Raw genomic sequence first — 12,512 nt, 5'->3', positions numbered from 1 at the left:
TGTCTGGTTAAAGAGGGCTCAATCTCTTTGGTAAAAAAAGTCTTATTGGGGCGTAGGCGCGGCGCTCGGGAGCAGGCCACATGATCTTGTTCGAAAAGCTAGCCAATTTTTTGCTGACGCTGACCTTCGGTTCGGGGATGATGGTTTAGGAGAGAGTAGGCCGCATGATCTTGTCCGAAAAGCGTGCCAACTTTTCGGGATAATGCTTGAGGTAAGAGGTGGACATGCCAGCCAAGAAAAAGCCTTTGGTCGTCATTACGCGGAAGCTTCCCGATGCGACCGAGACGCGAATGCGCGAACTTTTCGATACCAGGCTCAATATCGACGATCACCGCATGTCGCCGGAGGAAATCATCGCGGCGGTGAAGAAGGCTGATGTTCTGGTTCCTACTATCAGCGACACCATCGATGCAGCAATTATAGAACAGGCCGGACCGAACCTGAAGCTCATCGCCAATTTCGGCAATGGCGTCGACAATATCGACGTTGCCGCCGCCGCCAGGCGCGGCATCACAGTTACCAACACGCCGAACGTGCTGAACGAAGATGCCGCCGATATGACCATGGCGCTGATGCTCGCCGCGCCGCGCCGTCTGGTGGAAGGGGCGAATGTGCTTACTGAGACCGGCAAATGGCCGGGCTGGTCGCCGACCTGGATGCTTGGTCGCCGGATCTGGGGCAAGCGTCTCGGCATCGTCGGCATGGGCCGGATCGGCACCGCCGTCGCGCGGCGCGCCAAGGCGTTCGGCCTTTCGATCCACTACCACAATCGGCATCGGGTCAGTCCACGCATCGAGGAAGAGTTGGAGGCGACTTATTGGGAGAGCCTCGACCAGATGCTGGCGCGCATGGACATCATCTCCGTCAACTGCCCGTCAACGCCTGCCACCTTCCACCTGCTTTCGGCGCGCCGCATCGCGCTGATGCAGCCGACCGCCTACCTCGTCAACACCGCGCGCGGCCAGATCATCGATGAAAACGCGCTGATCGAACAGATCGAGCAGGGCAAGCTCGCCGGCGCCGGGCTCGATGTATTCGAGCATGAGCCGGCCATCGATCCGCGGCTCGTCAGACTTGCAGCAGAGGGCAAGGTGGTAATCCTGCCGCATATGAGCTCGGCCACCATCGAGGGACGAACCGACATGGGCGACCGGGTGATCATAAACATCCGTGCCTTCGTGGATGGACACCGCCCGCCAGACCGGGTGCTGCCGGAGAGAGTTTGAGGGGCCTACTTACGCCACGCTATGAATAGCCGGAATCGATAGCCATAGGGGATCGTTCCATCGGCTAGAACCAGAGGCTCCGATAGATTGAGAAGAGCTTTTTCAGCGACGGCTTGACCGCGTCGCTCAACAACTGCCCGAGCATGCGACGAGGACAGGGCGAGGCCGACGAATTCGTCTTTGGAGAGCGATAAAATCACATCTTCTTCGAAACAACGCGGCGCGGTGAAGTCCGGCAAGCACAACAGTTCTTTTTCGTAGTCGGGCCGCGCATAGGCCTTGGGCTCACTCTGCTGAGCAAGAAATGTCTCAATCACCCTTGCGGCGGGAGAGCGGTCGGCATCGCGGATATATTCCACGATACCGAGCACACCGGACGGCACGATGACGCGCGCGGCTTCCTGATAGAAGGCGGGTCTATCGAACCAATGAGCAGCCGTCGCGGCGACCACGGCGCGCGCGGCAAAATTCTCTACGGGCAGCGCTTCGGCCGTTCCGGGCTCATAAGCGATAGCGCGGGTGACGTCCTTCTCAATCCCCGCCTGTTTTCTCATGGCATCCGATGGCTCGATGCCACGAATGGGAATATCAGCCGGCAGGAGACTTGCGAGACCGCGTGAAAAGATGCCGGTGCCGCTGCCTACATCGATAACCGGCAAGGGACCCGTCACCGCAACGGCGGCAATTGCCTCGGCCAAGGGCCAAAGGATGGAATTCGGATAATCCGGCCGGAATCTCGCGTACCCATCGGCATTTGAAGCAAACCTGCGGGCAGTTGCCGGTTCTGGTGCTTTCCCAGCCATTCCGGTTCCTTTCGTAGCCAGTTATATCCCCTACGGTCTCCTCACCGCCGTCGGATAGCCATAGAGATAGGCGATGCGCTCGATGGCGTCATGGAGCGGCTCGTAATTGGTGCTCATCGTGTGGCCGTTGGCATGGATCAGCGTCTTTTCGTCAGCCATGATCGCGGCGTGGCCTTTCCAGAAAACGAGATCGCCGCGTTTGAGATTGCCGTAATCGGCGTCGGGCTCGATTATCGCGCCGATCGCCGCCGCCTGCATGTCGCTGTCGCGCGGCGCATTCTTTCCCGCCATTCGCATGGAAAGCTGCACCAGCCCTGAACAATCGATGCCGAAGGCGGAGGTTCCGCCCCACAGATAGGGCGTGTGGAGCAAGGTTTCGGCCACTGCGACGAAATCATCGGCATGGCCGGCAACCGGTCGCAGATGCCGGGCAATGATCGCCTCGCCGTTTTCGAGCACGAGATAATTGGTGCCGCGTGTTTCCGTTTTGCCGGTGACGATGACGCGCGCGCCAAGCGAGAGCGTCTGCACATGAGGGAAGCGCAGGTCCGCGCCCGGATAGACGAAGGTGCGCGGGACGTTGACCACATGGGTCGGCTCGCCTTTCGGCTGTTCCAGCGCGGATTGTTCAACGTAACCGACATAGCCGTCGCGCGTGGCCTGCACCCAGCACCACCCATCGGCCTCGTCGAAGACTATCACATCGTCACCCAGCAGAAACTGTGTCTGCGGCCCGCTGGCCGGGCGTGGCTCGCCACGCAAATCCACCACCGGGAGCGCGACACGCATCGGTTTTCCTTGCACGAAGCGTTCCGCCTCCACCTGCCCCTTGAGCCGCGCATCGGCGAGATCGGAGCGGAAAGCATGAAGACGGCGGTCCAACAGCACCGGTACGGTCATAATGGCAGTTCTCTCGATTTCGCGATCACCAGATCGCCCAGCCGCTCTACATAGAGCGCGCCGCTTACCGTTCTCTTTATCAGCACATTGCGGCGATCTTTCTCGTCGCGGTGCCGCGAAACGAGCCCCATCGCGCCCATCGTGTCAAGCGCGCGGGTGATGACCGGCTTGGTCACGCCAAGCTTCGCCGCCAGCCCGCGCACCGTGTGGGGCGACGGCTCCAGATAGACCGTGAGCAATATCGCCATCTGACGCCATGTCAGATCGGGCATCTCGTCGCGCACCTCGGCGAGAGCCACGGTCTTGAGCAAGGTCAGCGCCTGAAGAGGTTTCAGTTCTATCGCCATGCATATTTATATTGTTTCGGTCCCGTATCATTCAAGCCATGCAAGCAAAGTAGCGCCCTTAACCATCCATTAGGGTTAACAGTTTATTGCTTTCTCAGGGGATAATGACGGGACGGGAACAAAGCCATGGCGACCACGCGGGGTATCGGCGGAAGACGCCGTTTGATTTTTTCAACAGCGATGATGATGCTTGCAGCGTGCACTGCCGGGTGCACCACGACGGACCGAACCACGACAGGCTCCGTTACCCGCGCATCGGCGCGACCGGTCGAGCAGATGAACGCCATGGAACTGGCGCAAGCCGTGCAGACTTACGGTTCACGCTATCAGAAAGACCCGAAGAACAAGCCGCTCGCCCTCGCCTATGCCAACGTGCTGGGCATGACGGGGCGCGGCGATCAGGCGCTTGCGGTCATGCGCGCGCTGGCCATCGCTTACCCTAGGGATCGTCAGGTGCTCGCGGCTTACGGCAAATCGCTCGCCAGCGCCGGTGAGTTCGAGGCGGCGCTCGATGCCGTACGTCGGGCGCAGACGCCGGCCTATCCCGACTGGCGGCTTCTCTCCGCCGAAGGCGCCATTCTAGACCAGATGAGTGACAGACAAGCGGCGCGCGCACTCTACCACCGCGCTCTCGATATCCAGCCGGGTGAAGCGTCGATCCTATCCAACCTCGGCATGTCATACATGCTCGCAGGCGATTTGAAGACCGCGGAAACCCATATGCGCAGCGCTTCGTCCGCGCCCGGAGCGGATAGCCGCATCAGGCAGAACCTCGCATTGGTGGTGGGCCTGCAAGGCCGCTTCCAGGAGGCTGAGGCCATCGCCAGGCGCGAACTCTCGCCGCAACAGGCCGATGCCAACATGCAATATCTGCGCGCCATGCTGGCGCAACAGAATTCCTGGGCCAAGCTTAAGGATAAGCCAAAGGGCTGATCTTCCAAGTCACTGCCCGAACAAACCACCCTGGGCGCTGATCTGGATGAAGGCCGGCCCGAGGATGACCATAAAGAGCACCGGCAGGAAGAATACGATCATCGGCACGGTCAGTTTGGGCGGAAGCGCGGCCGCTTTCTTTTCCGCCTCGTTCATGCGCATGTCGCGGCTTTCCTGAGATAGGGTTCTCAGCGCCTGCGCGACCGGCGTACCGTAGCGTTCGGCCTGGATCAACGCCTGCATCACCGATTTGACCGGCTCCAGACCCGTGCGGCGGCTAAGGTTTTCATAGGCTTGGCGGCGATCGGGCAGGAACGACAGTTCCGCATTGGTCAGCACGAATTCTTCCGCCAGTTCCACGGACTGGATGCCGATTTCCTCCGACACCTTGCGGAAGGCGGATTCTGTCGACATGCCGGATTCCACACAGATCAACATCAGGTCGAGCGCGTCAGGCCATGCGCGCTGGATCGACTGCTTGCGTTTTGTGGCGCGGTTGGAGACGTAAAGATTGGGCGCGTAGAAGCCGGCATAACCGCCGAAGATGCAGACGACGATGCGGACAAGCAGTGGCTGGTCGGCAAGAAGGCCTAGCCCGAAGATATAAGATCCGGTTAGTATCAGACCGGCGAATGGCAGAACGAAGCGCATGAACAAAAAGACGTTCAGCGGGTTCTGCCCGCGAAAACCGGCATTGTGCAAGGCGGCGACGGTCTTTTCATCGGCCAAGGCTCGCTTCAAATCGAGCTTTTCGACGAAATCGCGAATGCCCGGCTTCTGCGTGTGGCGCAATCCGCGCCGCTTTTCGCCCTCGCTAGCCATCCGAGCCCGCTCTCGGGTGCGGATGGCGTCGCGCTCCAGTGCTACCGTTTTCATACGCGATTTGAGTTGATTGCCGCTCAATAGCGGCAGAGCCAAGGTCAAAAACGTGGCGAAGACTGCGACGCCGACGAGCGAGGCCACCAGGAATTGCGGGTCGATCAGTTGCGCGAGGAGAGAACCCATGGCCGCCGTTCCGTCTACATGTTGAAGTTGATCATCTTTTTCATGATCAAAATGCCTGTTGTCATCAGCACGGCGGAAATGCCGAGCAGCATATGCCCCGTCTGGCTGGTGAAAAGCAGAAGGATATATTGCGGGCTGGAGAGATAGATAAGCACCGTGACGATGAAGGGCAGCGCGCCGATGATTGCGGCGGACGCTTTCGCCTCCATTGACAGGGCATCGACCTTCGCCTTCATCTTCTTGCGATCGCGCAGCACGCGCGAGAGGTTGCCAAGCGCTTCCGACAGATTACCGCCAGCCTGGGATTGAATCTGGATGACGATGGCAAAGAAATTGGCCTCCGGGCAGGGCATGGAATCCGGCATTTTCGCCACCGCTTCGGGAATGGAGAGTCCCATCTGCTGCGCCTCGACGACGCGGCGGAATTCGGCCCGCACCGGCTCGCGCGCATCGCTGGCGATGAGGTGCAGCCCGTCATTGAGCGGCAGGCCGGAGCGCACCGAGCGGACGATCACGTCGAGCGCATTGGGAAACTCATCGAGAAACGCCTTGATGCGACGGCGGCGCCTATGACCGATAAACCATCGCGGCAAGCCGAAGGCTCCCGCAAGCAGCACGCCGGGAGCAAGCAGGAGCGGGACGCCGAGAAAGATGGCGACAAGCGTGATCGTCAGACCTGCCGCGACCGAATAGAGGTAGAACTTCCGTACCGTCAGGCTCAAGCCTGCCTGCGTCAGAAAAATGCGCAAGGGCGGCGATTTCTGGTTCTTTTCGCGCTGCTTCTGCCGGTCTTCGAGGTCTTTCAAATTGTCCTGCAGCGATTTGCGCCGTTTCTGGATCTCCGCTGCGCGGTCACGACCGGCCTTCTTCACGGAAATGCTGGTGGCCGATTGCTTGACGGTGTTGAGGCGGCGGTCCGTTGCCTTTCCCTCCGCTATCCGCTCATAGAACAGGGCGTAGGCAAGCGCCGCAGCGGCGATGCCCGCAAGCAAGGCGAAGAGAAGCGTGGGGGCCATCATGCCTGAACCCGCTTTTCCATGGCATCGAGCGCGGCGGCGAGGCGCCGCTCCTCATTGTAATAGCGGGCGCGGTCCCAGAAGGCGGGGCGGCCTATACCCGTGGAGATATGCTCGCCGACGATCCGCCCTTGCGCGTCCTCGCCCTTGATGTCGTAGGTGAGGAGATCCTGCGTGATGATCACATCGCCTTCCATGCCGACCACCTCGGTGATGTGGGTGATGCGGCGCGAGCCGTCACGCAGGCGGGCGGCCTGGATGATGATATCGACCGAGCCGACGATGATCTCGCGCACAGTCTTCGGCGGCAGGGTGAATCCACCCATGGCGATCATCGCCTCGATGCGGTTCAGGCATTCGCGCGGGCTGTTGGAGTGAATCGTACCCATAGAGCCGTCATGGCCGGTATTCATGGCCTGCAACAGGTCGAACACCTCAGGGCCGCGCACCTCACCGACGATGATCCGCTCGGGGCGCATGCGCAGGCAGTTCTTGACGAGATCACGCATGGTGACTTCGCCCTCCCCTTCCAGATTGGGCGGGCGCGTTTCGAGACGCACCACATGCGGCTGCTGCAATTGCAATTCCGCCGAATCCTCGCAGGTTATGATGCGCTCGTTTGCGTCGATATAGCGGGTCAGGCAGTTGAGCAGCGTCGTCTTGCCCGAGCCGGTGCCCCCGGAAATGATCACATTGCAGCGCACGCGTCCTATGATCTGCAGGACTTCCGCGCCATGCGGCGAGATCGCGCCTAAGCGCACCAGCTGATCGAGCGTCAGCTTGTCTCGTCTGAACTTGCGGATGGTCAGCACCGCGCCATCGATGGCGAGCGGCGGGGCGATGACGTTGACGCGCGATCCATCGGGCAGGCGCGCGTCGCAGATCGGGCTCGATTCATCGACGCGCCGTCCCACCTGGCTGACGATGCGCTGGCAGATGTTGAGAAGCTGCTGGTTGTCGCGGAAGCGGATGCCGGTTTCCTGCACCTTGCCGTCCACTTCGATATAGGTCTTGCGCGCGCCGTTGACCATGATATCCGCGATGTCGTCGCGCGCCAGAAGCGGCTCCAGCGGGCCGTAGCCCAGCACATCGTTGCAGATGTCGTCGAGCAGTTCCTCCTGCTCCGAGATCGACATGGCGAAGTTCTTGATGGCGATGATGTCGTTGACGATATCGCGGATTTCCTCACGCGCGGCATCGGCCTCCATTCGGGAAAGCTGTGAGAGATCAATGGTGTCGATCAGGGCCGAAAACACTTGGGCTTTCGTCGTATAATAACCGTCGCCCTTCTCCCGCATCGTTGCGGCAACATGCTGCGGATTAATCGTGGGGCGACTGCCCGGCTCAATCATGGCGGCCGCATGTGCCGGGGTCGGAGCCAAGCTTGGCGCAGGGGTAGGCGCGGTCACCAATGCCGGTATGGGTGTGCGGATAGCTTCCACGCGCTTGCCGCTATCATTGCCTCGCTTGCCGAACATCCGGTCCCCCTACTTGCCGCGCGACAATCGGCCGAACAGGCTTGTCAATCCGCTCTTCTTTCTGGTTTTCACCTCGGCGCGCCCTGTCAGGATATGGGCAATGTCGCCAATGGTCTGCGCAACCGTGTGCGAAGGGTCGGTCTCGCCCAGCATACGGCCATTGTTGGCGGCATTGCCGAAAAGCTGCGGATCAAAGCCGACAAGCGCTATCGGCTCCACATCCAGCGGCTCGGCGAAATCCACAGGCGAAATCTCGGGGCGCTTCGGGACGCCAATCTGGTTTAGGATCAGGCGCGGCGGCGCATCATTGGGGCGCAATGCTTTAAGCGTGTCGATCAGGTTCTTGGCGTTGCGCAAATTGGCGAGATCAGGCGCAGCCACGATGATCACCTCGTCGGCGCGGGCAAGCGTGGTGCGTGTCCAGCCGTTCCAGCCATGCGGCACGTCGAGGACCACATGCGGCGCGGAACGCTGCGCCACGTCAATCAGATTGGCGAAGGCATCCTCGCCGAAATCGAACGTCCGGTCGAGCATGGAAGGCGCGGCGAGCAGCGACAGATGATCGGCGCATTGCGAGAGCAGGCGGTCGAGATAGACCTCATCGATCCGCTCCGGTGAGAACACCGCATCGGCTATGCCCTGCGCCGGATCCTGGTCGAAATTGATGTTGGCGGTGCCGTAGGGAAGGTCCATGTCGGCTATGACCACATCGCTCTCGAACCGGGTGGAGATTGTCCAGGCGACATTGTGAGCGATGGTCGAGGCGCCGACGCCGCCCTTGGCGCCGATGAAGGCGAGCGAGCGGCCAAGCGGAGCCGCCTCGGGCGCGATGAAGATCGACGAGATGATGGCGATGATATCAGCGAGCGAGACTGGGGCGACGATGTATTCGGAAATGCCGCGGCGGATAAGCTCGCGATAGAGCCAGACATCATTGGAATGGCCGATGACCATGACCTTCGAGTTCGGGTCGCAAACCTCCGCAAGCCGCGCCAATCGGTCGAGCAGCGCGCGTGGTTCCGCGGAGGATTCGACGATCAACAGATTGGGCGTCGGCGCGCCCTGATAGAACTCGATCGCCGTCGCAATCCCGCCCATATGCACCTTGAGATGCGCGTTGGCCATGCGGCGATCCTCGCCCGCGCGCTCGATAGGCTTGGCGACGCCATCGGTTTCGCAGAAGGCCTGGATCGAAATGCGCGGTATCGGCCGCAGCGATTGCATGACGGCGAGGTTTTCGCGGGTCAATATCGGGTCTATTTCTTCGCCGGTCTCATCGGATTCGTAAGCGAGATTATGCATCAGTACTCGACCTCCCGACTACTTTGCCAGACCGGACTGACGCTCTGTGACCGTTCCTGATAATCGCCAATCACCTTTCCACGCCGCTCCGCGTCGATCTGTCCGGGCGCTCGGGGACCGAGCAGGTCGGCGGGATTGGCGATCTGGGCGGCAAGATTGTTCTGGCTGGCGCAACCGAAGTTGGCGTAATGCTTGTTTTCGGCGGTGTTGAGGATGTCATCAGGCCATCTGCCGCATGGGCCTGTCGCGGCGGTCATCGCGTAATAGGTTATGCGGATCGGGGCCGCATCCGGCGAGCGGACCGCATAGGTCTCCGTGGCGATATTGCCGGGGCGCACTCCGCCTTTGCGAAGCACGTTCGCGATATCGGTGCTGAGCCGGTATGCCGCCGCCTCATTGGGCGCGCCTGCGGGCAGCATGATATAGACCATGCCCGAGCCATTGGCGCGGTAGTTCAAAAGCGCATTCCGCACGATGCTGTGCTGGCTGGCGGTGAGACGATGATCGCCATGACGAACAGGGATGTCCACCACCTGCTCGCGCTCGGCGAGGGTAATGGGGTGATTGGTGCGGTAATCGTCCGGGATGGAGCCGACGGTCATGGGCTGGGTATTGGCGCAGCCGGAGATGGTGAGGGCGATGAACAATACCCCCACCGTCATCCTCACTCCCACCGTCATCCTCGGGCTTGACCCGAGGATCCACGGCAAGGGGGCACTGGTATTTCCGCCACGCTGACGCATTCCAGCCAGCATAAGCCGCCCGATATTTCTGATAGTGTTTTTACGATCCCGTTGCGGATTATTGATCCGCTCCTGCCCCCTTGCCGTGGATCCTCGGGTCAAGCCCGAGGATGACGACAGCAGGAGGGGGAGATGCCCGGCAGGGCAGAGGGGGGTGTCATGAAGCCAATGTATCCCAATCATTACTTCCCCTCACTTGTAAATATAGCCGACGACGCCGTGATAGCGGCCGGATGGCGGTTGGGCTTGCGGCGTGCCGTAGACGCGGTTGACCTGACCGAGGATATAACCCGCCGGGTCACTGGCGGGCGCCAGATTGTCGTCGGGACGCGCCAGAGCGTTGCGCGCCACGGGGCGCACCAAATAGGGCGTGACAATGATGACGAGCTCGGTCTCGTTGCGCACGAACTCGCGACTGCGGAAGAGCGTGCCGAGCACGGGAATTCTCGATAGCCCGGGGAGCCCGGAGATCGACTGCCGGGTTTCATCGCGGATCAAACCGGCGATCATCATCGAGCCGCCAGAGGGCAGCTCCACCGTCGTATCGGCGAGGCGCTTGCGCAGCGAGATGATGTTTGTAGCCGGCGTTCGCCCTCCGGTGCTCAGCGAGACGGAACCTTCCATCGTCGGCTCGGAAACGGCGGTGCGAACCTTCAGGCTTATGCGGCCGGGCGAGAGCACCACGGGCATGAATTCAAGGCCAATGCCATATTCGATCTTGTCATATTCGATGACGGGCGTTTTCTCTCCGGTTTCGTCCTCTTCGACATCCTGCCCGCTGATTATGTTGTATTCGCCGCCGACCTTGAAAACCGCCTTCTCGCCGGAAATGGCCGTCAGCGTTGGTTCGGCGAGTGTCTTCATAGCCCCCGCCAGTTCCATGGCGTTGAGATAGGCGTCCAGGTGCCCGCTGCCCACCTTGCCGGAGATCACTGTGCCGGAATTGGTTATCGCCTTGCCGACAGCGCCCGCGACGGCATCCGAAACGCCGCCATAGGTGATGCCGTCGGCCACGCCCCAGCCTATCATGTTGACGCCGAGCTGCTTCATGACCGAGCGGCTGACTTCCGCAACCGTCACTTTCAGCGTCACCTGATCGTCACCGATGATCGTGATGAGATTGACGATCTTGCTCGTGCGGCGCGCCTCTTCATCCGGGTTATCGATGATGGAAACGCCGCCGCCACCGGTCTGCGCCGAAGCGCCTTTGTTATATTGCCCCGTCGTCGCCTCGCCGCCCGAAACGAAGAGACCGGCAAGCTTGGCGGCTTTCGCCGAATCCTGCGGCGTCTGCACCGTTCCCGTCAGAATCACGTTGTCGTTCATGAGTTCGACGGTGATTTCCGAGCCCGGAATATATTTCTTCAGATAATGATTGAGGCCTGCCACGTCGCGCTCGATCTGAAGGTCGAGACTGGCGATCTGTTCGCCATTCGGCCCGAAGACGAAGATGTTTGTCTGCCCGACCTGCTTGCCGAAGAGATAGATGCGGCGCGACGTGCGCGTCACCGCGTCGGCGACATCGGGATTGGCGACGAGGATGTCGTAGGCATCCTGCGGCAGATCGATGACGACGGATTTGTTGAGGCCAAGATTGATGCGCTTGGCCCCGCCGTTTTGGGCAAGCCGCACGATATTGCTTTGCGCATGGGCTTGGGGGGCGAGTAAACCCGTTAATGCGAGGAAGACTATGCCAATTGTTAGAGAGGCCCCTGCTTTACGAGGTACCCCCCTCTGGCTTGCCAGCCATCTCCCCCTCAAGGGGGGAGATTGGCTAATCTCAGACGTTTGCGATTGGTGCCGCACATTCATGAAGGCGTAATCTCCCCCCTTGAGGGGGAGATGCCCGGCAGGGCAGAGGGGGGTATTGCCCCGCCAACGTTTCCATCTAAAAATGAAATGCTCGAGAAGCAGGGAACCGCTTTTGCGCATGATCATTTCGCACCCACTTCCGTCACGGTTCCCGATTTGATCAGCGTCACCGTTCCGCGCCGGCCGGGGGCGGAGACGAGGTAATCGGCCTCTTTTTCCGCCGGCTCCTGCGCGTCATGCGTGGAGCGCAAGGCGAGGCTCAGGCGGTCCGCCATCTCGCGCGCGACGATAATGATTTCGGCCTGCTGCGGGGTCAGCTCCAGCGTCGCCGTCTGGCCGACGATGACCTTGTTGCCTTTTTCGTCTTCCTGAATGGCCTGATCGATCGCCAACACGCGGATGTTTTCAAGGATCGTCTCGGTCAGGAAGCGCGGCTTGCCGCCCTCGTCTTCCTGCTTGCGCGTCATGATGACATCGACAAAATCATTGGGCAGGATGAAGCCGCCGGCGGATGTATCGGCAGAGATTTGCGTCGCCACGGCGCGCATCCCGGGAGGCAGCATTGCCGACATGAAGCTTTGGCCGGGTCCGATAAGCTTTGCCTTGCGGATGGGTTCGCCGGACATGAGCTGCAGCCGGACAGTGGAGCCTTTGAGCTGGTCGAGGGCTTCGGGCTCCGCGTCGCGGGTGAGGTAACCGTCGCTGATCGATTCCGCGGGCCATGCCTGCCAGCGCATCTGGTCATTCAACTCCGCGCCGACGCCGAGATTTTCCGTGGCGACGAGCACATCGCGCAATTCGATTTGCGGCTGAGGCGCGGCGGTGTCGGTGACAGCCGGCGCGGGCGCGGACATGCCCATCGCAACATAGCCCGCCCCCGCGGCTGCGATGACCGCGACAGCCAGAATGACCACGCGTGCTGATTTCATATGACCCACCCCGCAAAA

At 60.9% G+C, this 12,512-nt stretch carries 12 protein-coding genes; 2 read left to right on the top strand and 10 right to left on the bottom strand.

Translation table 11 applies throughout. From position 1 onward, the window contains the following. Positions 1-224: 224 nt before the first annotated feature. Positions 225-1,226, top strand: a complete 1,002-nt coding sequence (locus tag C7477_RS04785; RefSeq protein WP_110749572.1) for a 2-hydroxyacid dehydrogenase — start codon at positions 225-227, stop codon at positions 1,224-1,226. A gap of 5 nt (positions 1,227-1,231) precedes the next feature. Here the strand turns inward: C7477_RS04785 and C7477_RS04780 are convergent, their stop codons facing one another. From C7477_RS04780 to C7477_RS04770, 3 genes are read right to left on the bottom strand one after another with little or no spacing between them, the layout of a single operon-like run. Next, a complete protein-coding gene (locus tag C7477_RS04780; protein ID WP_110749570.1) occupies positions 1,232-2,029 on the bottom strand; it encodes a class I SAM-dependent methyltransferase in 798 nt (265 codons plus the stop codon). A 30-nt stretch (positions 2,030-2,059) separates the two neighbouring features. Next, positions 2,060-2,929 carry a C40 family peptidase gene (locus C7477_RS04775; RefSeq protein ID WP_110749568.1) on the bottom strand — a complete coding sequence of 290 codons (870 nt, stop codon included), beginning with the start codon at positions 2,927-2,929 and terminating at the stop codon, positions 2,060-2,062. Beyond that, a complete protein-coding gene (locus C7477_RS04770; RefSeq protein ID WP_110749566.1) occupies positions 2,926-3,276 on the bottom strand; it encodes a MarR family transcriptional regulator in 351 nt (116 codons plus the stop codon). The genes C7477_RS04775 and C7477_RS04770 overlap by 4 nt, the downstream gene beginning before the upstream one ends. 126 nt (positions 3,277-3,402) lie before the next feature. Between C7477_RS04770 and C7477_RS04765 the strand changes: the two genes are divergently transcribed. Next, on the top strand, positions 3,403-4,209 hold the full coding sequence (locus C7477_RS04765) for a tetratricopeptide repeat protein (protein ID WP_110749564.1): 807 nt from the start codon (positions 3,403-3,405) through the stop codon (positions 4,207-4,209). 9 nt (positions 4,210-4,218) lie between these two features. Here the strand turns inward: C7477_RS04765 and C7477_RS04760 are convergent, their stop codons facing one another. From C7477_RS04760 to cpaB, 7 genes are all read right to left on the bottom strand, one after another. Beyond that, complete coding sequence (locus tag C7477_RS04760) at positions 4,219-5,214, bottom strand: type II secretion system F family protein (protein WP_110749561.1); 996 nt, start codon at positions 5,212-5,214, stop codon at positions 4,219-4,221. Positions 5,215-5,228: 14 nt separating this feature from the next. Continuing rightward, positions 5,229-6,233: a type II secretion system F family protein gene (locus tag C7477_RS04755; RefSeq protein ID WP_110749559.1), complete on the bottom strand. Its 1,005-nt coding sequence runs from the start codon at positions 6,231-6,233 to the stop codon at positions 5,229-5,231. Further along, the gene (locus C7477_RS04750; protein WP_110749557.1) at positions 6,230-7,708 is read right to left on the bottom strand and encodes a TadA family conjugal transfer-associated ATPase; all 1,479 of its coding nucleotides are present in this window, start codon (positions 7,706-7,708) and stop codon (positions 6,230-6,232) included. The genes C7477_RS04755 and C7477_RS04750 overlap by 4 nt, the downstream gene beginning before the upstream one ends. A 9-nt stretch (positions 7,709-7,717) precedes the next feature. Beyond that, on the bottom strand, positions 7,718-9,010 hold the full coding sequence (locus tag C7477_RS04745; RefSeq protein ID WP_110749555.1) for a CpaE/TadZ family protein: 1,293 nt from the start codon (positions 9,008-9,010) through the stop codon (positions 7,718-7,720). Continuing rightward, entirely contained in the window at positions 9,010-9,672 is a 663-nt protein-coding gene (locus C7477_RS04740; protein ID WP_245411723.1) for a CpaD family pilus assembly protein, read from the bottom strand. Before C7477_RS04740 ends, C7477_RS04745 begins: the two co-directional genes overlap by 1 nt. Before the next feature lie 273 nt (positions 9,673-9,945). Beyond that, positions 9,946-11,565 (bottom strand): type II and III secretion system protein family protein, encoded by a 1,620-nt coding sequence (locus C7477_RS04735; RefSeq protein WP_425373513.1) that lies wholly within the window; start codon positions 11,563-11,565, stop codon positions 9,946-9,948. Between the two features lie 122 nt (positions 11,566-11,687). Beyond that, complete coding sequence (cpaB, locus tag C7477_RS04725; protein WP_110749553.1) at positions 11,688-12,494, bottom strand: Flp pilus assembly protein CpaB; 807 nt, start codon at positions 12,492-12,494, stop codon at positions 11,688-11,690. Between the last annotated feature and the right edge of the window lie 18 nt (positions 12,495-12,512).

Origin of the sequence: Paramesorhizobium leguminum (assembly GCF_003217235.1) — a bacterium.
In the GTDB taxonomy this organism is placed as follows: domain Bacteria; phylum Pseudomonadota; class Alphaproteobacteria; order Rhizobiales; family Rhizobiaceae; genus Paramesorhizobium; species Paramesorhizobium leguminum.
The sequence above is the reverse complement of the archived record's forward strand: the minus strand, read 5'-3'. Positions and strand labels throughout refer to the sequence as shown.

What these genes read in the sequence shown, in the direction of transcription:
- C7477_RS04785 (WP_110749572.1), top strand. Translation starts at nt 225, where the DNA reads ATGCCAGCCAAGAAAAAGCCTTTGGTCGTCATTACGCGGAAGCTTCCC.
- C7477_RS04780 (WP_110749570.1), bottom strand. Translation starts at nt 2,029, where the DNA reads ATGGCTGGGAAAGCACCAGAACCGGCAACTGCCCGCAGGTTTGCTTCA.
- C7477_RS04775 (WP_110749568.1), bottom strand. Translation starts at nt 2,929, where the DNA reads ATGACCGTACCGGTGCTGTTGGACCGCCGTCTTCATGCTTTCCGCTCC.
- C7477_RS04770 (WP_110749566.1), bottom strand. Translation starts at nt 3,276, where the DNA reads ATGGCGATAGAACTGAAACCTCTTCAGGCGCTGACCTTGCTCAAGACC.
- C7477_RS04765 (WP_110749564.1), top strand. Translation starts at nt 3,403, where the DNA reads ATGGCGACCACGCGGGGTATCGGCGGAAGACGCCGTTTGATTTTTTCA.
- C7477_RS04760 (WP_110749561.1), bottom strand. Translation starts at nt 5,214, where the DNA reads ATGGGTTCTCTCCTCGCGCAACTGATCGACCCGCAATTCCTGGTGGCC.
- C7477_RS04755 (WP_110749559.1), bottom strand. Translation starts at nt 6,233, where the DNA reads ATGATGGCCCCCACGCTTCTCTTCGCCTTGCTTGCGGGCATCGCCGCT.
- C7477_RS04750 (WP_110749557.1), bottom strand. Translation starts at nt 7,708, where the DNA reads ATGTTCGGCAAGCGAGGCAATGATAGCGGCAAGCGCGTGGAAGCTATC.
- C7477_RS04745 (WP_110749555.1), bottom strand. Translation starts at nt 9,010, where the DNA reads ATGCATAATCTCGCTTACGAATCCGATGAGACCGGCGAAGAAATAGAC.
- C7477_RS04740 (WP_245411723.1), bottom strand. Translation starts at nt 9,672, where the DNA reads ATGACGGTGGGGGTATTGTTCATCGCCCTCACCATCTCCGGCTGCGCC.
- C7477_RS04735 (WP_425373513.1), bottom strand. Translation starts at nt 11,565, where the DNA reads ATGAATGTGCGGCACCAATCGCAAACGTCTGAGATTAGCCAATCTCCC.
- cpaB (WP_110749553.1), bottom strand. Translation starts at nt 12,494, where the DNA reads ATGAAATCAGCACGCGTGGTCATTCTGGCTGTCGCGGTCATCGCAGCC.